Raw genomic sequence first — 24,085 nt, 5'->3', positions numbered from 1 at the left:
ATTTAAAAACTTATCAACGAAAACGTTTGATTTTCGGTTAATACGTCAATATCTCAAAAAAGCACTATTTTAAGTCGCTTATCTTTGCTAACTTTACATTATAAACATAAAAAAATGAATAAAACTATAAAAAAGATAGGTGTTTTAACTTCCGGAGGAGATTCTCCGGGAATGAATGCTGCAATTCGTTCTGTGGTACGAACATGTGCCTACCACAACATCGAATGTGTTGGAATTTATAGAGGTTATCAGGGGATGATTGAAGGTGATTTTAAAGAAATGGGACCTCGTTCCGTAAATAACATTGTGAACAAAGGAGGAACTATTTTAAAGTCCGCCCGTTCAAAAGAATTTATGACTGTTGAAGGTAGAAAAAAAGCTTATGAACATTTGCAAAAAGCCGGTGTTGAAGGCTTAGTCATCATTGGTGGTGATGGAAGTTTTACAGGAGCAGAAGTTTTTAACAGAGAGTATGGAATACCTGTGATAGGCATTCCGGGAACAATTGATAACGATATCTATGGTACAAGTCATACTTTAGGTTATGATACCGCTTTAAACACTGTGGTAGAATGTATTGATAAAATTCGGGACACAGCCAGTTCTCACAACCGACTTTTCTTTGTTGAGGTGATGGGAAGAGATGCTGGACATATTGCTTTGAATGCCGGAATTGGTGCCGGAGCAGAAGAAATTTTAATTCCTGAAGAAGACTTAGGTTTAGACAGGTTGTTAGAATCACTCGAAAGAAGTAAAAATTCAGGAAAATCTTCTAGTATTGTTGTGGTTGCAGAGGGTGATAAAATGGGCAAAAATGTATTCGAATTGAAAGATTATATCGAGCAACATTTACCGGAATACGATATACGAGTTTCTGTTCTTGGGCACATGCAGCGTGGAGGAGCTCCATCTTGTTTTGATAGGGTTTTAGCCAGTAGATTGGGTGTGAAAGCGGTTGAATCATTGATGGAAGGAAAATCGAATTATATGGCTGGACTTATTCAAGATGAAGTAACATTAACGCCTTTAGAACAAGCAATCAAAGGTCATTATCCAATTGATATGGAATTATTGAGGGTTTCTGATATCATGTCAACATAAAATTAATAATTATTTAAGTATAACTAGCAGTTTAAAAGAGTAAACTAAAAACAAACAAAAAATGTCAAAAGTAAAATTAGGAATTAACGGTTTTGGACGAATCGGAAGAATTGTTTTCAGAGAAACATTCAACAGAGATAACGTAGAGGTAGTTGCCATCAATGATTTATTAGATGTAGATCATTTAGCTTACTTACTAAAATATGATTCGGTTCATGGTCGATTTGCAGGAAAAGTAGAAGTGAAAGACGGGAAACTTTTTGTAAATGATAAGTTTATTAGAGTTACAGCCGAACGTGACCCCAAATTAATTAAATGGGATGATAAGGATATAGATGTAGATATTGTGGCAGAATGTACCGGTATTTTTACAACATTAGCTACAGCACAAGCTCATATTGATGGAGGTGCAAAAAAAGTAGTTATTTCTGCCCCATCTGCAGACGCTCCTATGTTTGTAATGGGTGTAAACCATGATCAAGTTACAGCAGCAGATACTATTGTATCCAATGCTTCCTGTACAACAAACTGTTTAGCTCCATTAGCCAAAGTAGTGAATGATAATTTCGGAATCGTGGAAGGTTTAATGACAACAATTCATGCCACTACAGCAACGCAATTAACGGTTGATGGTCCTTCGCGTAAAGACTTCCGTGGTGGTCGTTCAGCGTTATTAAATATGATTCCATCTTCAACCGGTGCGGCAAAAGCTGTAGGTAAAGTAATCCCTTCTTTAAATGGAAAATTAACCGGAATGTCAATGCGGGTTCCTACCGCAGATGTTTCTGCTGTTGATTTAACTGTGAAATTGGCTAAAGAGACTACCTATGAGGAAATCATGGCGGTGTTGAAAAAAGCATCAGAAAATGAATTGAAAGGAATTTTAGGTTTTACTGAAGATGATGTTGTGTCTCAAGACTTCGTTTCCGACCCTAGAACTTCCATTATTGATGCAAAAGCCGGAATCGGATTAAATTCAACTTTCTTTAAACTAGTCTCTTGGTATGATAACGAATATGGTTATTCAAGTAAATTGATTGATCTTTCTGTTCATATCGCAAAACTATAATTTTCATTAAAGTCCTGTTGTGTTGATTGCATAACAGGACTTTTTTCTAACAAACAAACTCAACCTCATGAAATTATTAGTAGACAGCGGTTCAACAAAAGCCGATTGGATTGCCATTGATGAAACTGGTAAAGTTCAATTTACCACACAATCTTTAGGTTTGAATCCGGAAGTGTTGGATAAAGAGGAAATAATCAGTCGTTTAGAGGATAAATTCGATATTTCTCAAAATAAAGATAAAGTAAAACAATTGTATTTTTACGGAGCCGGATGTGGTACCGATAGAATGAAACTTTTTTTAAAAGACATTTTTCAAAATTATTTTAAAAATGCAGAAGTAGATGTTCAGGAAGATACTTATGCTGCCGTTTATGCCACTACTCCGAAAGGGGAGCAAGCCATTGTATGCATATTAGGAACCGGTTCCAATTGTAGCTTTTTTGATGGTAAAATATTACACCAAAAAGTTCAATCGTTAGGATATATTGCAATGGATGATGGATCCGGAAATCGTTTTGGAAGACATTTATTAAGAGGTTATTATTTTAACAAAATGCCCAAAGAATTAGCCAAAGAATTTGAAAAAGAATTTAATTTAGATGCTGATTACATTAAGGAAAATTTATACAAAGAACCTAATCCCAATGCCTATTTAGCTACTTTAGCAAAATTCATAATAAAGCACAAAGAAAATGACTTTTGTAAAAAAATCATTAAAAGTGAATTAAAAAAGTTTACAAAAAATTATATCATGCAATATGATAATTGCCATGATGTTTATGTTCATTTTGTTGGTTCAATTGCTTTTTATCTAAAAGATGAATTGGAAGAAATCTTAAATAATTACGACATAAAAATCGGTAATGTGCTAAGAAGACCAATAGACGGTTTGATTGCCTATCATGTATTAAATAAATAAATACCAAAATAATTCCGGAAAGAGAGAATTCATAGTTTAATTTGATTATGATTTTTCTCTTTTTTTTGTTTATAATTTTTAATTACCTTTAGATATATTTATTAAAAATGGAAATAGCAATTATAGCTCACGACGGAAAAAAAGCCGACATGGTTCAGTTTTTGAATAAAAACAAAACCATATTACTTCATGAAAACATAAAGTTAATTGCGACAGGAACCACGGGAAGTAAAGCAGAAAATGCCGGTTTTAAAGTAAAAAAATTACTTTCGGGTCCACAAGGCGGTGATGCTCAAATTGCCGGAAGAGTAGCCGAAGGAAAAACAAAAATGGTGCTTTTTTTCAAAGACCCATTATCCAGTCATCCACATGAACCTGATGTTAATATGCTGATTCGTATTTGTGATGTGCACAATATTCCGTTGGCTACCAATGAAGCTACAGCACAATTGCTTTTGAATGGATTGCTGGTTGATTAAGCCTCACAACAAAAACAGTTTATTACTTCATCGCTACCATCGAAATTTCCACGTTTACACCTTTTGGTAATCCCGCCACTTGCACTGTTTCTCGGGCTGGAGCAGAATTTTCATCAAAATAACTACCGTAAACTCCATTTATTTTGGCAAAGTCCTTCATGTCCATAATGAAAATAGTAGTTTTAATGATATTTTCAAAAGTCATATCAGCCGCTTCCAAAACGGCTTTCATGTTTTCCATAACTTGCTTGGTTTCCGTTTCAATGTCATCCAACACCAATTCGCCGGTTTGAGGATGAAGAGCAATTTGACCTGAAGTATACAAAGTATTCCCAACTAAAACAGCTTGGTTATAGGGTCCAATTGGAGCAGGGGCTTTGTCAGTAAAAATTATTTTTTTCATAATGAAGTTGATTTGTCGTTAAATAACTATCGCAATTGTCTGTCCGGTAAAGCACGCTTATCCCACTTAATATCGCTCAAAACGGAAGATTTGATTCCGATAAAGAATCCCCAAGAAGCAAAATCTCCAAAAGGTGCCCAATTGAAATCCATTCGCCAACTCAATAAATCACGTTCAAAACGGAGTTGGGTAAATGTAACGCCTTGTTGCACAAAATCATATCCCGATGAAACACCTACTTTCCATCTCGGAGTGAGTTCAAGGTTTCCTGAGATCATGACTGAGTTACCGGTTATTTTCTTCTCTCTATTATTGTTACCGTATGTCAGCGAATAGGCAAACGTTAAATCCCATGGGAGTTTAGCATTATAAAATTCTGCCGCTTTATCTTTGTCTGCATCTTCAATTTTATCATCTTCAAACTGACTTTGACGTCTGTCACTAAAATCGGTATTTGTACCAAACAAATCATCCTCGCGTCCTCCATTTCTTGCTCCTTGCGAATTCTCATTGTTTTTTTTGTTTCCTTCACTGGAAAGAGAATAATTGATGGTCATGTTCGCACTCGTCATTCGGAATAAACTTCCTCCATTGTCAATATTCCAGGTATTAATCCTTCTTCCGGCTGCATTAATAGCATATGGATCTAAAGTGGCTCCAAAATTTACATTCATTTTATTATCAAACAAAGCTGTTCCACCACTCATTCGAACCGGTGCCCATCGTAATGAATCGGCAGCCATATTATAACTGGTTGAAAAATTCAATTGATTCAATAACATCACTTTCTTGGGTTCAACTTTTGTACTGTCTTTGTCTGTCATTTTGGCTTCAAATGTATTACTAAGATTGAAACCTAAATTATTTGCATAATTATTACTTGGTGCTCCAAAAATACCTTGTTCAAAACGAGTGTATTCAGCCATTCTTCCACTGCCATCCGTAGCATAAGTATCATAATACTGTTCAAAACTAGGGGTATAACTATGCGATACGGAAGGTCTCATTACATGACGAATAGCTTGGATTTTTTTTGTCTCACCAAAATTAAAAGTACCGTAAATTGTGGTTCCTACGCTTGTTGAAAAAGAATAGGTTCTAAAGGCATCAAAACCATTTACGTCTTCGGTTACAACATTATTACTTTCAGTATCAAAACGGCGGTTAATGGTTTTTAGATACCATACTTCATTGTAATTGGCACTGGTGGATACACTAAAATATTTAAATACTTTAAAGTTTGTACTCAACGGAATCGAATGTTGAAACCCCACGTTAGCATCCCTAAACATTTCCGGCTTGAAAAATAAAGAGTCTGTTGTGGCGATTCTGTTTTCTCCTCTCAAATTATATTGTAAGTTGATATTTTTAAAAAATCCTTTTTTTGCACCGTCTTTTGGGGCAAAAGGGAAGATACGATCAACATTTACTTGCAGCGTTGGCAAAGTCATGTTTATTTCTTGAGTTCTAGAGTTTTGATTATGTGTAGCCGTCAAAGACATGTTCACTTGCGGAACAGAATTAAATGTTTTAGAATAAGAAATAGACGAACTCAAGTTGTTGTTCAAGGCTGAGCCAATATTAACCTGATTTAGTGATTGTTGAAAAAACGTGCTACTTCCCAAATTCACTGATGCAGAAAAACGCGACGATGGATTTGACTTCGCATCTTGTGCATGCGACCATTGGATGTTATAAATTTTTGACTTACTGTAATCAGGAAATCCACGTTCACTTTGAATAAGGTTTTCAAAGCGAATGTTAAAATTCCCTCTGAATTTGTACATGTAAGCATAAGAAGATTCAAAACGAAGTGCCCAACTGCCATTAGTGTAGTAATCGCCCATTATAGCCAAATCATAATAATCACTCAAAGCCAGATAATAACCTCCATTTTGTAATGAATAACCTTGTCTTCGGGTATCTTGAAAAGTGGGAACAATTAATCCGGACTGACTCGTTTCAGTCATTGGAAAAAAAGCAAATGGAATAGCGATAGGCGTTGGAACATCAGCTATAACCATGTTTGTTAAGCCGGTGACAACTTTTTGCTTGGGAACCAATTTAATTTTATTGGTTTGAAAATAATATTCGGGATTTTCAATGTCTTTTGAAGTAGTAAATCGTGCTTTTTTAAGAAAATAAACTGAATCATTTTCTTTTTTAGTGATTTCTGCTTTTACACGAAACTCGCCTTGATCGGTTCTAGAGTTCCAAATCAGAGCTTTTTGAGTTTTGGTGTTAAATCGAATGGAATCAGGCTCTACAACATTGGAACCTTGTTTAAAAACAGGTAATTGCGTATAGGTTCCGGTTGAATCTTTGATTCTTCCGGCATATACTTCGTCTTTTTCATAATTCATTACAATAATTCCGGCTTTTAATTCAATGTCCTGATAATAAAGCTCAGCATTGTTGTATAACGTAAGAAGTTTATTTTTTTGATCAATTTTGGCGTAATCTGCTGCGGAGTATTTTATTTTTCCTTCCAATAGCGATTTTTTTTCAAGTTTTGGAAAACTGTCTTTTTTTGTAGTATCTTTTATTTCAATAAAATTTTCCTTGTTGATTATCAAGCTGTCAGGCGTTTTTTCAGCTTCAATTCGCAACGACTTATTTGGCAGATCCTGACCGTAATTTTTATGAATTCCGATTGTTAGGAAAAATGCTGATAAAACGATATGAAATAAGTTTGTACGCAAAGGTTTTAATGCTATTTTTGTAAAATTATGGCTTGATTTTTGGAGTGCCAAACTTACATATAATTTTTGGTCAAAAATAAGTAAATAATAAAATTTAAAACCTAGTGTTTTAATTAAAATTAACTTTTAAAAAAATGTATACCCTAAATAAAATCAAATTATTCAGTTTTCTTCTGGTTTTTATATCGGTAAGTTCTGTTTTAGCTCAATCGAATAACAAATTTAAAGTGGTGTTAGATGCCGGTCATGGCGGAAAAGATTTAGGAGCCAATTATTATGGTTTTCTTGAAAAAAATATTGCTTTAGCTGTTGTTTTAAAAGTAGGCAAACAGCTAGAAAAACATTCTGACATTCAAGTAATCTACACCCGAAAAACCGATGTTTTTGTTGAATTAATAGAACGTGCAAGAATTGCTAACCGAGCTAATGCAAATATGTTTTTATCTATCCATTGTAATGCAGCTCCTAAAGGGCAAGCTTATGGAACGGAGACTTTTGTGATGGGTTTAACAAAAAATGCCTCGAATCTTGAAGTGGCCAAGAAAGAGAATGCCGTAATTACATTGGAGAGTGATTATAAAATGAAGTATGAAGGTTATGATCCAAAATCACCGGAAAGCGTTATAGGTATTACACTTTTGCAGGAAGAGTACTTGGATCAAAGTATTACGATCGCCACCAAAATTCAAAATGAATATACCAATAAATTAGAACGAAAAAATAGGGGAGTTAAGCAAGGTCCTTTTTTGGTTTTAAATCAAACGGCTATGCCAAGTGTTCTCACTGAATTGGGATTTCTATCTTATAAACCGGAAGGAGCCTATTTAAATTCTGAAAAAGGACAAGATGAATTAGCAAAAGGAATTGCCGATGCCATTTTATCCTATAAAAAAGAATACTACGGAAGTACGCTACAAGTAATTGAAGAAAAACCCGAAAAAACGAGTGCTGAAATTCCGGATGTTCCAGAAACTCCATCACCAAAAGTAGAATCTAAAGTTGTTGAAAACAAATACCAAGAAGTAAAAGGGGTTGTTTTCAAAGTTCAAATTTCTGCCAGCGGTACAAAATTAGAATTATTACCTAAAAATTTTAAAGGTTTAAATTCTATCTCCATGATTGCAGAAAACAGTTTATATAAATATTATTATGGAGAATCTTCCAATTATGACACTGCTAAACAGAACTTAGCTGAAGCAAAAAGTAAGGGGTATGATTCCGCTTTTATTGTAGCATTTAAAAACGGAAAAAAAATATCCATTCAAGAGGCATTAAAACTGTAATGTGAATTTAGTTTTATAAATTTGTATAAAAACACCATCCATTGAAATTATCCAGAGAAATAAAAACCGCCATCTTAGTCATATCTTCCGTCTTATTATTTATTTGGGGATATAGCTTTTTAAAAGGAACCGATATTTTATCAAATCACAAGACTTTTTATGTACTTTATGACGATGTAGAAGGTCTGTTAGCTTCTGCACCTGTGACTATAAACGGACTTACAATTGGAAAAGTAAAATCTATTAATTTTTTGGATAATTCAGGAAAATTGAAAGTTGAATTACAAATTGATACCGACTTTAATATATCCAAATCAAGTGAAGCAAGAATATATGAACCCGGATTAATTGGCGGAAAACAAATTCAAATAGTGCCGGATTTAAAAGATTCTAATCTGGCTCAAGACGGCGATTACTTAAAAGGTGGAGTAAAACCCGGTTTAACCGAACTGGTTTCTGAACGATTAACGCCATTGCAGGAAAAAATTGAAAAGGCCATGTTGAGTGCTGACGGCGTTTTAGTGAATATTAATGATCTTTTAGATGAAAAAGCTAAAAAAGACCTGAAAAATAGTTTTGCGGAATTAAATAAAACTTTGACAGCTTTAAGTGAAGCGTCAAATTCCGCTAACGAGATTTTAAGTAATAATAAAGGTAAATTAAATAATGTAGTGACCAATTTTGAAAAAGTTTCTACTAATTTTGAAAAACTTTCCGATTCTTTGGCACAAACCAATTTGAAACAAACAGTTGAAAATTTAGAAAAGACATTGGCAAGTATCGATAAAATAATGGCTAATTTGGAATCAGGAAATGGAACAATGGGCAAATTGTTAAAAGATGATAAAATGTATGCCAATTTTACCAAAGCATCCAAAGAACTGGAACTTTTGTTGGAAGATTTACGCTTAAACCCAACCCGCTATGTAAACGTTTCATTGTTTGGCAAGAAAAACAAACCTTATGTTGCCCCAACAGAAACCGATTCAACCAAAACGAAAAACTAACTTTTATGAGTTATTTAGATAATATATTATTTGCTGTTATTCTTGCTCTTGGTTTTGGCTATTTTGCAATGAATGTAAAAAAGTTAATTCGCAATATCAAATTAGGTCAAGATGTAAATCGAAAAGACAATGCTGCTGAACGTTGGAAAAACATGGCAATGATTGCTTTAGGGCAATCTAAAATGGTTAAACGACCTATTGCTGGAATTCTTCATATAATAGTTTATATTGGATTCATTATCATTAATTTAGAATTATTTGAAATCATCATTGATGGTTTGTTTGGAACCCATCGGGTGTTTTCTTTCCTAGGCGGTTTTTATGATGTATTAATTGCCTCTTTCGAAATATTAGCTGTATTGGTAATCGTTTCAGTTATCATTTTTTGGTTGCGAAGAAATGTCATTAAACTCAAGCGTTTCGTAAATTCTGACATGAAAGCTTGGCCCAAAAGTGATGCCAATTATATTTTGTATTTTGAAATTGTGTTGATGTCTCTTTTTTTAATAATGAATGCTTCCGATTATTGGTTACAACAAATGGAGGTGCATCATTATGACGAAGCAGGAAGTTTTCCCATAAGCCAATTTATTTCACCATTATTTAATGGATTATCAGAAGGTGTAGTGATAATTATAGAGCGAACCGCTTGGTGGTTACACATTTGCGGAATTTTAGTGTTTTTGAATTATTTATATTTCTCAAAGCATTTACATATTTTATTGGCTTTTCCAAACACTTATTTTGCTGATTTGAATGCAAAAGGAAAATTTGATAACCTAGAAAGTGTTACCAATGAAGTAAAATTAATGTTAGACCCGAGTGCTGACCCATTTGCTGCACCTGCCAATCCGGATGCCGTTCCTGCTAAATTTGGAACAAGTGATGTACAAGATTTAAATTGGGTTCAATTGCTCAATGCCTATACTTGCACAGAATGTGGTCGATGTACTTCTTCTTGTCCGGCAAATCAAACCGGTAAAAAATTGTCACCTCGTAAAATCATGATGGATACCCGTGATCGTTTGGAAGAAGTGGGTAAAAATATCGATGCAAATAATGGTGTTTTTGTGCCTGATAATAAGTCATTATTAAACGACTACATAACGCCAGAAGAGCTTTGGGCATGTACATCATGCAATGCCTGTGTGGAAGAATGCCCGGTAAATATCAGTCCATTATCTATCATCATGGATATGCGGAGGTATTTGGTCATGGAGCAAAGTGCGGCTCCGATGTCGTTAAACGCGATGATGACAAATATTGAAAATAATGGTGCTCCATGGCAATACAACCAAATGGATCGCTTAAATTGGAAAGACGAAAATTAATTTATAAACCAAACAAATTCCCATATATGTGAGGCTTGGGAACGTGTTTAATGAATGTGAAACTAATTTAAAATTTAAAATGAAAGCGGAAGACATTGAAAAAAAGTTGCAAACCGTAACCGAAAACGGTCAACACCTAAGCCCGATTTTACCGGAGGGAATAAAAAATTATTTAATCGATATCGACGGAACTATATGTGACGATATTCCCAATGAAGAACCGGAACGAATGCTCACAGCAGAAGTTTATCCGGATGCATTGAAAACCTTAAACAAATGGTATGATGAAGGTCACATCATCTTCTTTTTTACCTCGAGAACGGAAGCTCACCGAGAATATACCGAAATTTGGTTAAAAAAACATGGTTTTAAATACCATGGAATGGTGATGGGAAAACCTAGAGGCGGAAATTACCATTGGATTGATAATCATTTAGTTAAAGCAACTCGTTACAGAGGAAAATTTACCGATTTGGTTGAAAAAGAAGTTACAATTCAAGTTTTTGATGATGAACATCACGAATAAAAAGTGAAATTTCGATTGTTAGATTATTAGATTTTTTGAGCAATCGAATAATCCAAAAATCTAACCATCCAACAATCTTAAAAATATGGCAGAAAATCTAACAGTGCCAACCATGGCAGAAATGATGGCTCAAGGCAAGCAACCCGAAGTTTTATTTTGGGTAGGATGTGCCGGTAGCTTTGATGACCGAGCAAAAAAAATTACGAAAGCTTTCGTCAAGATTCTAAATCGTGCCAATGTACCTTTTGCCGTTTTAGGCACCGAAGAAAGTTGTACCGGAGATCCGGCCAAAAGAGCAGGGAACGAATTTTTATTTCAAATGCAAGCCATGATGAATATTCAGGTAATGAATGCGTATGAAGTGAAAAAGATTGTAACCGCTTGTCCGCATTGTTTCAATACCATTAAAAATGAATATCCGGAGTTAGGCGGTTTGTATGAAGTGATGCATCATACTCAATTTTTAAAATCATTATTGGATGATGGTCGTCTGACAATTGAAGGCGGTCAATTTAAAGGAAAACGGATTACTTTTCACGATCCTTGCTATTTGGGGAGAGCAAACAACGTATACGAAGCCCCTCGTGATTTAATTCAAAAGTTAGAGGTAGAATTGGTTGAAATGAAGCGTTCTCGTGCCAATGGTTTATGTTGTGGGGCTGGTGGAGCACAAATGTTCAAAGATGCCGAACCCGGCAACAAGGAAGTTAACATCGAACGCACAGAAGATGCCCTAGAAACAAAACCGGATATTATTGCGGCCGGTTGTCCATTTTGCAATACGATGATGACGGATGGCGTAAAAAATAAAGAAAAAGAAGCGTCAATAAAAGTCATGGATGTGGCAGAATTAATTGCAAACGCTCAAGATTTATAATATTGGTAATGGGTAAAAGGTAATTGGAATAGTTTTCAACAAAACAATTAATAATAACCTTCACTTTTTACCCATTACCCTATACTTAAAATAAAATGTATATACCTTTTGATAATCTTCCCGAAGAATCCAGAATTTGGATTTATCAGTCCAACCGAAAATTTTCAGATGCTGAAATAGCTGATATTGAAAGTGATTTAAAAAATTTTATAGAAGATTGGGCTGCTCACGGAACTTCATTAGAAGCCTCTTTCATTACAAAATACAATCGTTTTATCATCATCGCGGTGAATCAAGAAGTACAACAAGCTACGGGTTGTTCCATTGATAAATCGGTTGAATTTATTCAATCATTAGAACAAAAATACAAGGTTGATTTGTTGGATAAAATGAATGTAACCTATAAACAAGGTGAATTTCTCACGCACAAATCGCTTATTGATTTTAAAAGAATGGCGAAAGAAAAAGCGGTTTCACCCAATACAATCGTTTTCAACAATCTTGTCAATACCATTGAAGAATGGAAAGAAAGTTGGGAAGTTCCGGCAGAAGACAGCTGGCACAGCCGTTTCTTTTAAAAAAACTTGATTTATTATCAAAATTTCCTTTACTTTAATTTTTTCTATTGATTTTAGCCTGTTTTGAAGCTGAACTTTGCAACAAGGCATTAAATTTGATTGATAGTAAAAGTGAAACTCATTTTTATGAAATCCAGATTTGTTCAAATTATTCCGCTATTACTTATCCTCATTATTGTACTGAATTGTGCAACAAATAAAGTCAGACAAAAATCTGATGCTAATCTTGAGTTAAATACTGTTCAAACTAATGAATTAACAAAAAAAAATGCAGAAAACCTTCCTTTTGATTATGTAACAGTTACCTCCATTGAAAAAAAATGGGTAGATAGCGTATATAATTCAATGACAGTTGAAGAACGAATCGGACAACTTTTTATGGTGGCAGCCTATTCCAATAAAGATTCGGCTCACATTAAATCCTTAGATAAATTAATTGACGAACAAAAGATTGGCGGTTTGATTTTCTTTCAAGGCGGACCCGTTCGTCAAGCACAAATGACCAATCGTTTTCAAGAACGCACAAAAACTCCTTTGTTTATTGGTATTGATGCTGAATGGGGATTAAGTATGCGTCTTGATTCAGTCAACCGTTTTCCATGGAATATGACGCTTGGTGCTATTCAAGATTTGAAATTAATTGAAGAAGCCGGAAAGCAAATGGCTCTTCAATCAAAAAAACTAGGAATACATTTTAATTTTGCTCCTGTTTTGGATATTAATACCAATCCAAAAAATCCTATTATTGGCAATCGCTCTTTTGGGGAAGATAAAGAAAAAGTGACCGAGCGAGCAATGGCATTAATGAACGGTTTACAAAGTAATGGCGTCTTTGCGACTGGAAAACATTTTCCCGGTCATGGTGCAACTTCAAGTGATTCACATTATACTTTACCGGTCATTGATTTTTCGCAAGAGCATATTCGTGATGTGGAATTATATCCCTATAAAAAACTGATTAATAAAGGATTAGCCAGTGTCATGGTTGCTCATTTAGAAGTGCCAAGTTTTGAATCGCGGAAAGGTTTTCCTTCTTCCATTTCAAATGTTATAGTGACTGATTTGCTTAAAAATGAGTTAAACTTTAAAGGTTTGATTTTTACTGATGCTCTTAATATGAAAGGAGCTAGTAATTTTAAAAGTCCCGGTGACATTGACTTAGCTGCTTTCCAAGCCGGAAACGACATTTTGCTTTTTCCGGAAAATGTTCCGGTTGCCATTCAAAAAATAAAAGAAGCCTACGACCAACAATTAATTTCGGAAGAACGATTGGCATATTCAGTGAAAAAGATTTTACAATTTAAATACAAAGCGGGTTTAAATAAGTACAAACCAATTGATATTCAAAGCATTGCAACCACTATGAATCCCCCCGAAATGGTCGCTTTGCAAAACAGATTATATGAAAATATCGTAACAGTTGTTCGTAACAAAGCCTCAATTATTCCGATTAAAAATTTGGAAAAAGATAAAATTGCCTATGTTAAATTAGGTGATGATTCCAATGGTGTTTTTTTAGAAATGTTAAAGAATTATGCTGAAGTTACTGAAATTTCAAACTCAAATTTAGATTCGCTTTTAACAGATTTAAGCGATTATAGCAAAGTTATCATCAGTTATCACAAAGCGGATGGAGCATGGAAAAAACATGATTTATCCTCAGAAGAAATCCAAAAAATAAATGAAATTGCTAAACGCAAAAAAGTGATCTTATCTTGTTTTGTTAAACCTTATGCATTGAGTGCAATTCCTAGTTTTGAAGATATTGATGGTGTAATTGTGGGGTATCAAAATAATGAAATGGCTCAAATTGCCGTCGCGGAACTTATTTTTGGTGCAATTCAAGCGAAAGGAAAACTACCTGTTTCCATAAACGAAGAGTTTAAAGTAAACCATGGTTTAACAACTGAAAAAATCAATCGATTAGGGTTTACACATCCTCATAATGTTGGTGTAGATGAATTGGTACTTCAACGAATTGATGCAATTATGCAAAAGGCAATTGGGGAAAAAATGACTCCGGGTGGACAAATAGTAGTAGCCCGAAAAGGAAAAGTAATCTATCAAAAAGCATTTGGATTTCATACGTATGATAACCAGGTTATGGTTAAAAATTCGGATATTTATGACGTCGCTTCTTTGACAAAAATAGTTTCTACTTTACCCAATGTGATGCAACTATATGACGTTAAAAAGGTTACTTTAGAGACAAAATTAGGTGATATGTTACCAATTTTTAAAGGAACAGATAAGGAGAATATTATTTTTAAAGATTTACTCTCACATTATGCCCGTTTGCAAGCTTGGATTCCATTTTATAAAGGAACCTTAAATGAAGAAAAAAAACCTTCTGAGAAGTATTATAGAAAATTATACAGCGAAGATTTCCCTTTTCAAGTGGCTGAAAATTTATACTTAAGGAAAGATTACCAAGACTCGATTCTGTCTGCTATCGCCACGAGTAAGTTATTGCCCAGAAAAGAATATAAATACAGTGATTTTACTTTTATCATACTCAAACATTTTATTGAAAATTCTACCGGAAAAACCTTAGACGAATTGAGCGAAAAGAATTTTTATATAAAAATGGGAGCTACTAACACGCTTTATAACCCATTAAAAAAGGTGGATATGAGTATTATTCCTCCTTCAGAAGAAGATGCTTATTTTCGCTATCAAACCATTCAAGGATATGTTCACGATATGACGGCTGCAATGGAAGGTGGAGTAGGAGGTCATGCCGGTATTTTTTCTAACGCATTGGATATGGCCAAAATCATGCAGCTTTTTCTTCAAAAAGGAAATTATGGTGGTCAGCAATTTTTTTCATCGGAAACGTTTGATATTTTTAATACATGTTATTATTGTCCGGAAGGAAATCGACGCGGAATTGGGTTTGATAAGCCGCAACTTGGAAAGTCAGGTCCAACCTGTGGATGTGCTTCGATGACTAGTTTTGGACATACCGGATTTACGGGTACAATGGCTTGGGCAGATCCTGATAAAGAATTGGTTTACATCTTTCTATCCAACCGAACGTATCCCAACGCGGATAAAAATTTATTATCCCAAAACAATATTCGGGAGGATATTCAGCAAGTGATTTATGATGCAATACTTCCTGAAAATTAATTGGTTCTAAATGTTTTTCGAATAATATCACTTGGAAAAACGATTACACTTTCATGTCCGTCTTTTCCAACCGAAGCAACCCCAAAATAAAAATTGTCAATCACAATTCCTTTTAATTCGAAATTGTCAACATTACCCACAAAGCGACTAAATTCCCATTGTGGAGAGGTGGTATTTCGCCAATAAATTTTATACCCTGAAATGGTTTCATCAGTTGACTTTTCCCAACGTAATTTGGTGTTCGCTTCTACAATTCCTCCAATCAGTACGTTTGTTGGCGGTGGTGGAGACCAAGCTAAATTTGCCAAAACTACAGCGTTCACAGCCGTTAACTTGGCAACATAATCAAAATTGACACCTGCTAATACATCGCCATAACCAATGCCATTTTCGGTTCTTAAATTTTGATGTTGACGGTTGTAATTTTCGTGAGCTTCCATAATTCGAATGCCGGCATATCCCAAATCATTAAACGGACGATGATGTCCACCACGACCAAATCGGTCTAATCGATAAATCATCATGGGATTCATTTCCGGCATATACGTAAGAATTTGTTGATGCGTATAGCGAGCCAATTGACGAGAAATACCATCGACTTCACCACCGTAAAACCGACGCTGATTTCTTTGCTTTTCGGTTTCATTTGGTGGTGTCGGTTCTGAAAAAATTCTGAAACTTCGGTTATCAATCACACCATCTACACCTTCAATGTTACCAATCATATCATTGTTTAACACTCCAATAATTTCCCAATTGTTTTTCTTAGCAAACTCGGCAAAACCTTTTCCGCCAAACAAACCTTGTTCTTCACCGGACAATCCCAAATAAACGATGCTGTTTTCAAAGGTATATTTTGATAAAACCCGAGCGGCTTCAATCGTTCCAGCCATTCCGGTTGCATTGTCGTTTGCACCGGGGGCATCGCCTTCATAATCCATTGTATCTGAATTTCTAGAATCAATATCGCCAGTCATAATAATATAACGGTTGGGATATTTCGTGCCTTTTTGAATTGCCACTACGTTCACGATCCAACTGTCTTTGGGCACACGTTCTCCCACATTGGTAGTCACATAATCTTTTTGATAAAAAACCTCTAAACAGTTTTTACATTGTTTGGAAATAGTTTCAAATTCTGATTTTATCCAACGACGGGCAGCTCCAATTCCTCTTGTGTTTGAAAGAGTATCACTAAAAGTATTTCGAGTACCAAAATTAGCAAGTGTTGTAATGTCATTTTCTAATCGTTTTGAAGAAACTGCCTCTATGATATCATAAATCCGACTGTCGGTTTGTGCGAATGTTTCGATAGAAAATAATAAAAGTATCGTAAGAAGAGAATATTTCATATCTTTTCTTTCAAAGATACAAAATATGCTATTTTAAAAAGATAAGGACTGAATAAATAGAATTGATTTTGTTATAGTTTGTGCATATTTGCAGCCAAAGTTTCAATAAATTTTGAAATTGGACCTTTAATCATCATCGCCATCATGGGGTTGAATTCGCCATTAAAAACCAATTGAACTTCTGAACTATTATCGGATAATGAATTAATATTTCCGGTTAAAGTAAAAGGTAATTTGTCTGAAGCAGCTCCCAAAACCACTTGGCTTGGAGCGTTTTTTTCTTTCATCTTTAATTTAATTTCCGGCATTCCTTTTAGTCCGAAAATAAACGAATCTTCCCCGGTTACTTCAAATTTGGCAATGCTGTCCGGCATTAATTTTTCAAAATTGCGAACATCAGTCAATGATTCAAATAAATAAGTAGCTGATTTTTCTACAGTAACTTTTGGACTTTCTAAATTCATTTTTTTCTTTTATCGGTTGTCAGTTGTCGGTTGTCCGAGAGCTGATTATATCTATTTTTTCAATTTTCAAAACTAAACTTCCACACCCCAAGTAGAGGGACTCACACGCCACTCTTGTAAGGTGTGTTGTTCATCTTCGGTAATGTATTTTTTTGCAACGGCCAATTCCAATAAATTGTCATAATTAGAAAGCGTGTGCAGTGTTACATTGGCTTTTTTAAAATTCTCTACGGAGATGTCAAAACCATAAGTAAAAATAGCGACCATGCCTTTCACATTTGCTCCGGCCTCTTTGAGAGCCTCAACAGCAAGTAAACTACTGTTTCCGGTACTAATTAAATCTTCAACCACCACTACATTTTGACCTTTTTGCAAAAAGCCTTCCACTTGGTTTTGACGACCGTGTTTTTTGGGTTCTGGGCGAACATACACAAAAGGAAGTCCCATATATTCTGCAACAAGCATGCCAATGCCAATTGCACCCGTAGCTACGCCGGCAATCACATCGGGTTTGCCAAATTCTTTTTCAATGTGTTTGGAAAATTCTTCCCGAATATAATTTCGAATCGGTGGAAATGAGAGTGTTACCCGATTATCACAATAAATTGGCGATTTCCATCCTGAAGCCCATGAAAAAGGATTTTTTGGATTTAATTTAATTGCGTTTATTTGTAAAAGCAATTCGGCCGTTTTTTTAGCTGTATCTTTATTAAAAATCATAGTACAAATGTATAAAGTTTTTGTGAACGACAAGCCACTTTTTTTGACAAATCAAATTCAAAAAGAAACAGATTTTCAATTGTTTTTATTGGACAGCGTTGATATCAAGCAACTTATTATAAAAATCTTTAAAAATAAAGTGGACAAAGCATTTTTATATCACCCGGATGAAAAGGAAATTCTAAAAAAACTTAAATCTAAAATTCCGGTAGAAAAAGCAGGTGGTGGCTTGGTTTACAATGAAAAAAACGAAGTTTTATTTATTTATCGAAATAAAAAATGGGATTTGCCAAAAGGTGGAATAGAAAAAGGCGAAGAAATTGAAGACACCGCCCTTCGCGAAGTAGAGGAAGAAACCGGTGTAAAAGGTTTAAAAATTACCCGAAAATTATCTAAAACCTATCATATCTTTAAGCGTAACGGGCGATATAAATTAAAAATCACCCATTGGTTTGAAATGAAAACTGCTTTTTCAGGAAAAATGGTTGCTCAATTAGACGAAGGAATCGAAAAGGTGGAATGGATCAAACAACAAGATATTCCAACTTGTTTGACCAATTCCTATGAAAATATTAAACTATTGTTTGAAAAAGAAACGGTTTAATTAATTCAAAACCCTATAAACCGGATAGGTGAGGTGAGACGATTCATAGTATTGTGAGTTTTTATAAATCCAATCCAATTGAGCTGAGCCATTCTCTGAAAACGATTTTTCTTCCGCTTTTTTCTTTTCAAATTGTTCTTTTAATATTGGGTTATTTTTTAATATTTCAGCGGCTAAGTCTTCAAATACATAAGCCGAATAGCCTTCTTTTTGTTGTAATATAGCATCAAAAAAATTCCAATTAAAAAACGAATCAGGTGCTTCAGGTTCGAGTGTTTCCAATAGATATTTTACGGCAAATTGTTGGGTTGGAATAAAAAAATCTCCTTTTTTAAAGGCTATTATTTCAATTGACTTATGAACAGTAGTATTAAAGTGTTGATAATGCCCCTCATAAGCGGAAGTACCTGTTTTGTAATCAGCAATTTTATATTTTTCCACTTCTATCAATGTGTCTTTTTTCAATTGAATCATTTCCACTTTGTTCAATTTTAATAAATCAATCACATTCCACCATGATTTTGGAATGAGGTAGGCGGTTGGAATTTCAACATGTTTATGCGGTTTATAGAACTGGTAATATGGAATTTGCTTTTTAAACGGCTTATTTTGGTCGTAAAAAAGACGTTCTTTTCCGGAAATATCACTTTTTTTATAACCCGATTCAAAACCTAAAAACTCAATTTGGTCCACCTTTGTACTATCAATTTTCCATTGTAAAGTATATAGCGATTTTGGTTTAAATTGATATTGATTTTTAATTCTTAAATCTTTTATTTTCAAATAATTAGCATCAGTATGCAAAATTGTTTCCAACATGAATTCGTAGGTTACTTTTACACGGTCTTCATATTTTTTTAACATATGTGTTTCGGGCATGTAACCTATAGTGTGGAATAACGATGCATAACCGGTAGAATACCTTGGCAAGTCCATCATTTGTGTGAAACCTTTTTCTGGTGTTGCTCCATACACTGTTACGTAAGGGATGCTTTCAATTTTCTTTTTGAGTAATTGTTTTCTAATTTTTGGAGTCATTTCATTCTTCAAATAATTCCCAATATCATTTCCTAATTTTTGATGTTGGGTTTGAATGTATGTAAAAACATATTGATAATCGGCACCATTACTCACATGATTATCAATAAAAACATCAGGATTTACGAGATGAAAAATTTCGGCAAAACTTCGTGCATTTTTCGTATCCGATTTGATAAAATCACGATTCAAATCGAAATTTCTACTGTTTCCACGAAAACCATAAGATTCAGGTCCATTTTGATTGGCTCTTGAAAAAGAATTTCTGTTCAATGTTCCGCCGACATTATAAAATGGAATCATGGCCACAATTGTGTTTTTGGGTATTGGAATTTTTTGCAAAACTAAATCTCGAAAAAGTTGCATTGATGCATCTACACCGTCGGGTTCACCGGGATGTATGTTGTTATTGATGAGTAAAACTGCTTTAGATTGTTTTTTATTTAAGTCAAAATCTTTATCAGGATTAAAAATCAGTAAATAGAGCGGTTCACCTGAATCGGTTTGACCCATTTCAGTCATTTTAACTGTTTCGAACTGCTTATCTAAAGCAGCATAAAAATCTATAGCTTCTTGGTAGGTTGATGTTTGATTCATGTTTCCTTTTTCATAGGGTGTAAGCCATTTGTTTTGCTGTCCATAAGCAGAAAATAAGCTTATTATGAGTAGGCCAATAAGTAGATTTTTTTTCATTTAATTTAGTTAACTTTAACGGAATCAGGCACCAAAACAGTGTAATCACCGCCGTTTCTAATCACGTCACGAACAATACTCGAACTGATGTAAGATGTTTTAGAAGCTGTCAATAAGAAAACCGTCTCAATTTTTGATAATCGTCGGTTGGTATGAGCGATGGCTTTTTCAAATTCAAAATCGGCAGGATTTCGTAGTCCACGCAATATAAAATTGGCTTTTTCTTTTTGGCATAAATCAATGGTTAAACCTTCGTAGGTAATTACGCGAACCTTTGGTTCATCTTTAAAAGCTTCTTCAATAAATTTTTTTCGTTCATCCAATGAAAACATGTATTTTTTTTCGGCATTTACGCCAATAGCAACCACAATTTCATCAAACAGTGAAACACCGCGTTTGATGATATCAAAATGACCTAACGTAATGGGATCAAACGAACCGGGAAATATTGCTTTTTTCATAATTAATCTCGATCTATTGTATAAATACTGTCTTTTCGATATAAATCTACTAATTCTTTTTTTGAATACGATTTTATTTTATCAGAATAATATCGATCATCAGTAATAAAAAACACTTTTTTAAACCTAGAAACGGCTGTGTCGTTAAGAATAAAATAGACAGAATCTTTTTCAACCGCTGCAATTTTCATAGTGGTATATTTTGAAGGAATACAATTTAAAAAATAGACATCGCCCACTTTTGGATTATTAATATAATTGTCTTTTATTTTATCTGCATTCGCCGATTGCAAAAATGCCCAAGGAATAAGTATTGCCAAAATAATTAAACCTGAAAACATCCAAACTTTGTGATGAGCCGGATGTAATTCATTTTCTCGTTGTAATTTAATTTTTATATTTTCAGAGAATTGTTTCTTTTTAAAAACTGAATCGCATTCGTTACAATATACCTGTGTAAGTTTTTTATACGGGAAAAAGGGAATCCAATAAAAATGAAAATACTTCGATTCTATAGTATATGTCATAGAAACTTGTTCTTTACACTCACTACAAGTCACGTTTGAAAGTAAACTTTGTTTTATTATTTTTTCTTTTGTTCCAAAAATAATCATTGATTTAATTTAAAGCTAAATCAATAGCATTACTAAATAGTTCTGACAAAGAAATTCCTGCTTGGCGTGCTTGTTGTGGCAAAATACTTTCAGTTGTCAACCCGGGAACAGTATTCATTTCCAGCATATACGGTTCGTTGTTTACGATGATGAATTCACTTCTTGAAAATCCTTTCATTTTTAAAATTTCGTATGCTTTTTTTGCTGTAGCAGAAACTCTTGCGTGTACATCATCAGTAATTCTAGCCGGTGTGATTTCTTTCGATTTTCCCAAATATTTGGCTTCATAATCAAAAAAATCATTTTCTGAAACAATTTCTGTGATGGGAAGAACGGTTACTTTTCCTTTATAATTAATCACTCCAACTGAAACTTCTACACCATCTAAAAAGCTTTCGATAATGATTTCATTATCCTCTTTATATGCATTTTCAATAGCAGGAAGTAATTCATCTTTGGTTTTTACTTTTGATATACCAAAACTGGAACCGGATTTATTGGGTTTTACAAAACAAGGTAAACTTACGGTTTTGATAATTAGATCCGCATCAATCACATCGCCCCAATTTAAATAGTAGGATGTTGCCGTTTTGATTCCATATGGCTTTAAAACCGACAATAAATCTCTTTTGTTAAAGGTTAAAGCCGATTGATAATAATCACAACTGGTTTGTGGAATTCCTAATAATTCAAAATAGGCTTGCATTAAGCCGTCTTCACCGGGGGTACCGTGGATGGCATTGAAAACTACATCAAATGTTATTGTTTTCCCGCTGACAACAACCGAAAAATCATTTTTATTGATTGGGAATTCAGCACCTGAATCATCTACATAAACCCATTTTTCTTTGAAAATGTGAACTTTGTAGGCAGTGTATTTTGATTTATCCAAATTGGAGTAAACCACGCCGCCGCTAGTGAGCGAAATTTGATATTCACTGGAATACCCACCCATGATGATGGCAACATTTTTCATTGAATTGCGTTTGTTAGTTAGGTTAATGTTAAACAAAATTATCATTTATTTATCGAAAGAAAAAACGGTTTATTATTTTATATCTTTGCAACAAATAAAATAGAATGAGTTTAAGAAAATACCTCACTAGTAAAGTCTTTTTTCGACAAGTTTTGGCTGCTTTTGGAATTGTAGCAGTCTTAGCTTTTATTTTTTTTAATATGCTTTCATTTATTACTAATCATGGAGCAGAAATTACGGTACCAAATCTCAGTAAATTGAGCGTGGAACAAGCGGAAGAAAAATTGGAAAGTTTAGATTTGGAATATGTTTTATTGGATACAGTGGATTTTAAAAAAGACTTTCCTAAGTATGGAGTGGTTGAACAAGATCCAAAACCGGGATCAAAAGTAAAAGCCAATCGCAAAGTTTATATAAAAATAAATGCAGATGGATTTGCTTTTGTGAGTTTGCCTGACCTGATTGAAAAAACGTATCGCCAAGCCGAACCGACGCTAAATTCGATTGGATTAGAAGTTGGAACGATCACTTACAAACCGTATTTGGGAAAAGATATGGTTTTAGAGATGAAATACAATGGAGCACCTGTGAAACCGGGTACCAAAATTATGAAGACATCAAAAATCGATTTAGTTTTAGGGGATGGAAAAGTAGCTTTTGATGAAACAGAAATAGATAGTCTTTTGAAACAACAAGACTTTGAAAACACGAATGAATAACTTACCAACTGTAGAATTAGAATCTGACGACGAATTATTTGAACATCATCGTTTTGATGTGCCCAAAGGTCAATCGATGGTTCGGATTGATAAATACCTAATGCAAGTTGTTGAAAATACTACACGAAATAAAATCCAACAAGCAGCTACAGCAGGAAATATTTTAGTAAATGATGTTCCGGTAAAATCAAACTACAAAGTAAAACCGTTTGATGTAGTTCGGTATTTAATGGCACATCCACCTTATGAATATTTGTTGGAGCCTGAAAACATTCCTATTTCAATCGTCTACGAGGATGACCAATTATTAATTGTAAATAAAGAAGCCGGAATGGTGGTTCATCCTGGTCACGGAAACTATAGCGGAACATTGGTAAATGCTTTGGCTTTTCATTTTGAAAATTTACCAATGAATAGTTCCGAACGCCCAGGGTTAGTTCATCGAATTGATAAAAATACTTCCGGTCTTTTAGTTGTTGCTAAAACAGATCATGCTATGGCTTATTTAGCAAAACAATTTGCAGATAAAACTTCTGAGCGTGAATACATTGCATTAGTTTGGGGAAATTTAGTGGAAGAGGAAGGTACCATTGGTGGTTATATCGGAAGACATCAAAAAGACCGAATGCAAATGGCTGTTTATGATAGTGATGCTTTTGGAAAACCTGCCGTAACGCATTACAAAGTGTTAGAAAGATTTGGATATGTTACGCTGATTTCCTGTAAGTTGGAAACTGGTAGAACGCATCAGATTCGTACACACATGAAGCACATTGGTCATCCGTTGTTTAATGATGAACGCTATGGAGGACATCAGATTCTGAAAGGAACAACTTTTACAAAATACAAACAGTTTGTAGAAAATTGTTTTAAAATTTTACCTCGACAAGCTCTACATGCCAAAACATTGGGTTTTGAGCATCCCACTACCAAAGAATTCATGCGTTTTGATTCTGAAATTCCGCAAGATATGGTAGATTGTATTGAAAAATGGAGAAATTATTCCAAATCAAATACATTTGAAGAAGAATAGTAAT

General features: G+C 34.2%; 23 protein-coding genes. 14 read left to right on the top strand and 9 right to left on the bottom strand.

What is annotated here, in order from left to right:
• Positions 1-114: 114 nt before the first annotated feature.
• From pfkA to EQG68_RS07525, 4 genes are all read left to right on the top strand, one after another.
• Positions 115-1,101: a 6-phosphofructokinase gene (pfkA, locus tag EQG68_RS07540; protein WP_129464201.1), complete on the top strand. Its 987-nt coding sequence runs from the start codon at positions 115-117 to the stop codon at positions 1,099-1,101.
• Positions 1,102-1,162: 61 nt separating this feature from the next.
• Positions 1,163-2,170 carry a type I glyceraldehyde-3-phosphate dehydrogenase gene (gene gap / locus EQG68_RS07535; protein ID WP_129464200.1) on the top strand — a complete coding sequence of 336 codons (1,008 nt, stop codon included), beginning with the start codon at positions 1,163-1,165 and terminating at the stop codon, positions 2,168-2,170.
• A 67-nt stretch (positions 2,171-2,237) separates the two neighbouring features.
• Positions 2,238-3,089, top strand: coding sequence for a BadF/BadG/BcrA/BcrD ATPase family protein (locus EQG68_RS07530; protein WP_129464199.1), 852 nt, complete (start codon positions 2,238-2,240; stop codon positions 3,087-3,089).
• Between the two features lie 107 nt (positions 3,090-3,196).
• Entirely contained in the window at positions 3,197-3,568 is a 372-nt protein-coding gene (locus tag EQG68_RS07525; protein WP_129464198.1) for a methylglyoxal synthase, read from the top strand.
• Between the two features lie 22 nt (positions 3,569-3,590).
• Here EQG68_RS07525 and EQG68_RS07520 read toward each other — a convergent pair whose 3' ends face one another.
• Positions 3,591-3,971 carry a RidA family protein gene (locus EQG68_RS07520; RefSeq protein ID WP_129464197.1) on the bottom strand — a complete coding sequence of 127 codons (381 nt, stop codon included), beginning with the start codon at positions 3,969-3,971 and terminating at the stop codon, positions 3,591-3,593.
• A gap of 26 nt (positions 3,972-3,997) precedes the next feature.
• Complete coding sequence (locus EQG68_RS07515; RefSeq protein ID WP_129464196.1) at positions 3,998-6,724, bottom strand: putative LPS assembly protein LptD; 2,727 nt, start codon at positions 6,722-6,724, stop codon at positions 3,998-4,000.
• An 83-nt stretch (positions 6,725-6,807) separates the two neighbouring features.
• On the opposite strand from EQG68_RS07515, the gene EQG68_RS07510 reads away from it, so the two are divergent.
• The 7 genes from EQG68_RS07510 (at position 6,808) to EQG68_RS07480 (ending at position 15,407) form a co-directional block, all read left to right on the top strand.
• On the top strand, positions 6,808-7,956 hold the full coding sequence (locus tag EQG68_RS07510; protein ID WP_129464195.1) for an N-acetylmuramoyl-L-alanine amidase family protein: 1,149 nt from the start codon (positions 6,808-6,810) through the stop codon (positions 7,954-7,956).
• 41 nt (positions 7,957-7,997) lie between these two features.
• The gene (locus EQG68_RS07505) at positions 7,998-8,963 is read left to right on the top strand and encodes an MlaD family protein (protein WP_129464194.1); all 966 of its coding nucleotides are present in this window, start codon (positions 7,998-8,000) and stop codon (positions 8,961-8,963) included.
• A 5-nt stretch (positions 8,964-8,968) separates the two neighbouring features.
• The gene (locus tag EQG68_RS07500) at positions 8,969-10,294 is read left to right on the top strand and encodes a (Fe-S)-binding protein (RefSeq protein WP_129464193.1); all 1,326 of its coding nucleotides are present in this window, start codon (positions 8,969-8,971) and stop codon (positions 10,292-10,294) included.
• Positions 10,295-10,373: 79 nt separating this feature from the next.
• On the top strand, positions 10,374-10,820 hold the full coding sequence (locus EQG68_RS07495) for an LNS2 domain-containing protein (protein WP_129464192.1): 447 nt from the start codon (positions 10,374-10,376) through the stop codon (positions 10,818-10,820).
• Between the two features lie 85 nt (positions 10,821-10,905).
• A complete protein-coding gene (locus EQG68_RS07490) occupies positions 10,906-11,697 on the top strand; it encodes a (Fe-S)-binding protein (protein WP_129464191.1) in 792 nt (263 codons plus the stop codon).
• Positions 11,698-11,792: 95 nt separating this feature from the next.
• Positions 11,793-12,275 carry an ABC transporter ATPase gene (locus EQG68_RS07485; protein WP_129464190.1) on the top strand — a complete coding sequence of 161 codons (483 nt, stop codon included), beginning with the start codon at positions 11,793-11,795 and terminating at the stop codon, positions 12,273-12,275.
• Positions 12,276-12,401: 126 nt separating this feature from the next.
• On the top strand, positions 12,402-15,407 hold the full coding sequence (locus tag EQG68_RS07480; RefSeq protein WP_129464189.1) for a glycoside hydrolase family 3 N-terminal domain-containing protein: 3,006 nt from the start codon (positions 12,402-12,404) through the stop codon (positions 15,405-15,407).
• Here the strand turns inward: EQG68_RS07480 and EQG68_RS07475 are convergent.
• The 3 genes from EQG68_RS07475 to pyrE all read right to left on the bottom strand — a co-directional run bounded on the left by EQG68_RS07475 (position 15,404) and on the right by pyrE (position 17,943).
• Positions 15,404-16,759, bottom strand: a complete 1,356-nt coding sequence (locus EQG68_RS07475; RefSeq protein ID WP_129464188.1) for a M28 family peptidase — start codon at positions 16,757-16,759, stop codon at positions 15,404-15,406. The two genes, EQG68_RS07480 and EQG68_RS07475, sit on opposite strands and share 4 nt — an antisense overlap.
• 71 nt (positions 16,760-16,830) lie before the next feature.
• The gene (locus EQG68_RS07470; RefSeq protein ID WP_129464187.1) at positions 16,831-17,223 is read right to left on the bottom strand and encodes an SRPBCC family protein; all 393 of its coding nucleotides are present in this window, start codon (positions 17,221-17,223) and stop codon (positions 16,831-16,833) included.
• 72 nt (positions 17,224-17,295) lie between these two features.
• A complete protein-coding gene (gene pyrE, locus EQG68_RS07465) occupies positions 17,296-17,943 on the bottom strand; it encodes an orotate phosphoribosyltransferase (RefSeq protein ID WP_129464186.1) in 648 nt (215 codons plus the stop codon).
• 7 nt (positions 17,944-17,950) lie between these two features.
• Here pyrE and EQG68_RS07460 point away from each other — a divergent pair, with 7 nt between their 5' ends.
• Positions 17,951-18,547, top strand: a complete 597-nt coding sequence (locus EQG68_RS07460; protein ID WP_129464185.1) for an NUDIX hydrolase — start codon at positions 17,951-17,953, stop codon at positions 18,545-18,547.
• On the opposite strand, the gene EQG68_RS07455 is transcribed toward EQG68_RS07460, so the two are convergent.
• The 4 genes from EQG68_RS07455 to EQG68_RS07440 are packed head-to-tail and all read right to left on the bottom strand — an operon-like array spanning position 18,548 to position 22,329.
• The gene (locus EQG68_RS07455; RefSeq protein WP_129464184.1) at positions 18,548-20,278 is read right to left on the bottom strand and encodes a M14 family metallopeptidase; all 1,731 of its coding nucleotides are present in this window, start codon (positions 20,276-20,278) and stop codon (positions 18,548-18,550) included.
• 5 nt (positions 20,279-20,283) lie between these two features.
• On the bottom strand, positions 20,284-20,739 hold the full coding sequence (gene coaD / locus EQG68_RS07450) for a pantetheine-phosphate adenylyltransferase (protein WP_129464183.1): 456 nt from the start codon (positions 20,737-20,739) through the stop codon (positions 20,284-20,286).
• A gap of 2 nt (positions 20,740-20,741) precedes the next feature.
• Complete coding sequence (locus EQG68_RS07445) at positions 20,742-21,353, bottom strand: zinc-ribbon domain-containing protein (protein ID WP_129464182.1); 612 nt, start codon at positions 21,351-21,353, stop codon at positions 20,742-20,744.
• Between the two features lie 4 nt (positions 21,354-21,357).
• Positions 21,358-22,329, bottom strand: a complete 972-nt coding sequence (locus EQG68_RS07440) for a D-alanine--D-alanine ligase (protein ID WP_129464181.1) — start codon at positions 22,327-22,329, stop codon at positions 21,358-21,360.
• Positions 22,330-22,433: 104 nt separating this feature from the next.
• Here EQG68_RS07440 and EQG68_RS07435 point away from each other — a divergent pair, with 104 nt between their 5' ends.
• A complete protein-coding gene (locus EQG68_RS07435; protein WP_129464180.1) occupies positions 22,434-23,048 on the top strand; it encodes a PASTA domain-containing protein in 615 nt (204 codons plus the stop codon).
• Positions 23,041-24,081 (top strand): RluA family pseudouridine synthase, encoded by a 1,041-nt coding sequence (locus EQG68_RS07430; RefSeq protein WP_129464179.1) that lies wholly within the window; start codon positions 23,041-23,043, stop codon positions 24,079-24,081. The genes EQG68_RS07435 and EQG68_RS07430 overlap by 8 nt, the downstream gene beginning before the upstream one ends.
• The last annotated feature ends 4 nt before the right edge of the window (positions 24,082-24,085 follow it).

Source organism: Flavobacterium piscinae, assembly GCF_004122145.1.
Classification (GTDB): Bacteria; Bacteroidota; Bacteroidia; order Flavobacteriales; family Flavobacteriaceae; genus Flavobacterium; species Flavobacterium piscinae.
The sequence above is the reverse complement of the archived record's forward strand: the minus strand, read 5'-3'. Positions and strand labels throughout refer to the sequence as shown.

Coding starts and splice junctions, on each gene's coding strand:
- EQG68_RS07500 (WP_129464193.1), top strand. CDS start 8,969: ATGAGTTATTTAGATAATATATTATTTGCTGTTATTCTTGCTCTTGGT.
- EQG68_RS07455 (WP_129464184.1), bottom strand. CDS start 20,278: ATGAAAAAAAATCTACTTATTGGCCTACTCATAATAAGCTTATTTTCT.
- EQG68_RS07430 (WP_129464179.1), top strand. CDS start 23,041: ATGAATAACTTACCAACTGTAGAATTAGAATCTGACGACGAATTATTT.
- EQG68_RS07525 (WP_129464198.1), top strand. CDS start 3,197: ATGGAAATAGCAATTATAGCTCACGACGGAAAAAAAGCCGACATGGTT.
- EQG68_RS07490 (WP_129464191.1), top strand. CDS start 10,906: ATGGCAGAAAATCTAACAGTGCCAACCATGGCAGAAATGATGGCTCAA.
- EQG68_RS07520 (WP_129464197.1), bottom strand. CDS start 3,971: ATGAAAAAAATAATTTTTACTGACAAAGCCCCTGCTCCAATTGGACCC.
- EQG68_RS07510 (WP_129464195.1), top strand. CDS start 6,808: ATGTATACCCTAAATAAAATCAAATTATTCAGTTTTCTTCTGGTTTTT.
- coaD (WP_129464183.1), bottom strand. CDS start 20,739: ATGAAAAAAGCAATATTTCCCGGTTCGTTTGATCCCATTACGTTAGGT.
- EQG68_RS07460 (WP_129464185.1), top strand. CDS start 17,951: ATGTATAAAGTTTTTGTGAACGACAAGCCACTTTTTTTGACAAATCAA.
- EQG68_RS07530 (WP_129464199.1), top strand. CDS start 2,238: ATGAAATTATTAGTAGACAGCGGTTCAACAAAAGCCGATTGGATTGCC.
- gap (WP_129464200.1), top strand. CDS start 1,163: ATGTCAAAAGTAAAATTAGGAATTAACGGTTTTGGACGAATCGGAAGA.
- EQG68_RS07470 (WP_129464187.1), bottom strand. CDS start 17,223: ATGAATTTAGAAAGTCCAAAAGTTACTGTAGAAAAATCAGCTACTTAT.
- pfkA (WP_129464201.1), top strand. CDS start 115: ATGAATAAAACTATAAAAAAGATAGGTGTTTTAACTTCCGGAGGAGAT.
- EQG68_RS07480 (WP_129464189.1), top strand. CDS start 12,402: ATGAAATCCAGATTTGTTCAAATTATTCCGCTATTACTTATCCTCATT.
- EQG68_RS07475 (WP_129464188.1), bottom strand. CDS start 16,759: ATGAAATATTCTCTTCTTACGATACTTTTATTATTTTCTATCGAAACA.
- EQG68_RS07445 (WP_129464182.1), bottom strand. CDS start 21,353: ATGATTATTTTTGGAACAAAAGAAAAAATAATAAAACAAAGTTTACTT.
- EQG68_RS07435 (WP_129464180.1), top strand. CDS start 22,434: ATGAGTTTAAGAAAATACCTCACTAGTAAAGTCTTTTTTCGACAAGTT.
- EQG68_RS07485 (WP_129464190.1), top strand. CDS start 11,793: ATGTATATACCTTTTGATAATCTTCCCGAAGAATCCAGAATTTGGATT.
- pyrE (WP_129464186.1), bottom strand. CDS start 17,943: ATGATTTTTAATAAAGATACAGCTAAAAAAACGGCCGAATTGCTTTTA.
- EQG68_RS07440 (WP_129464181.1), bottom strand. CDS start 22,329: ATGAAAAATGTTGCCATCATCATGGGTGGGTATTCCAGTGAATATCAA.
- EQG68_RS07495 (WP_129464192.1), top strand. CDS start 10,374: ATGAAAGCGGAAGACATTGAAAAAAAGTTGCAAACCGTAACCGAAAAC.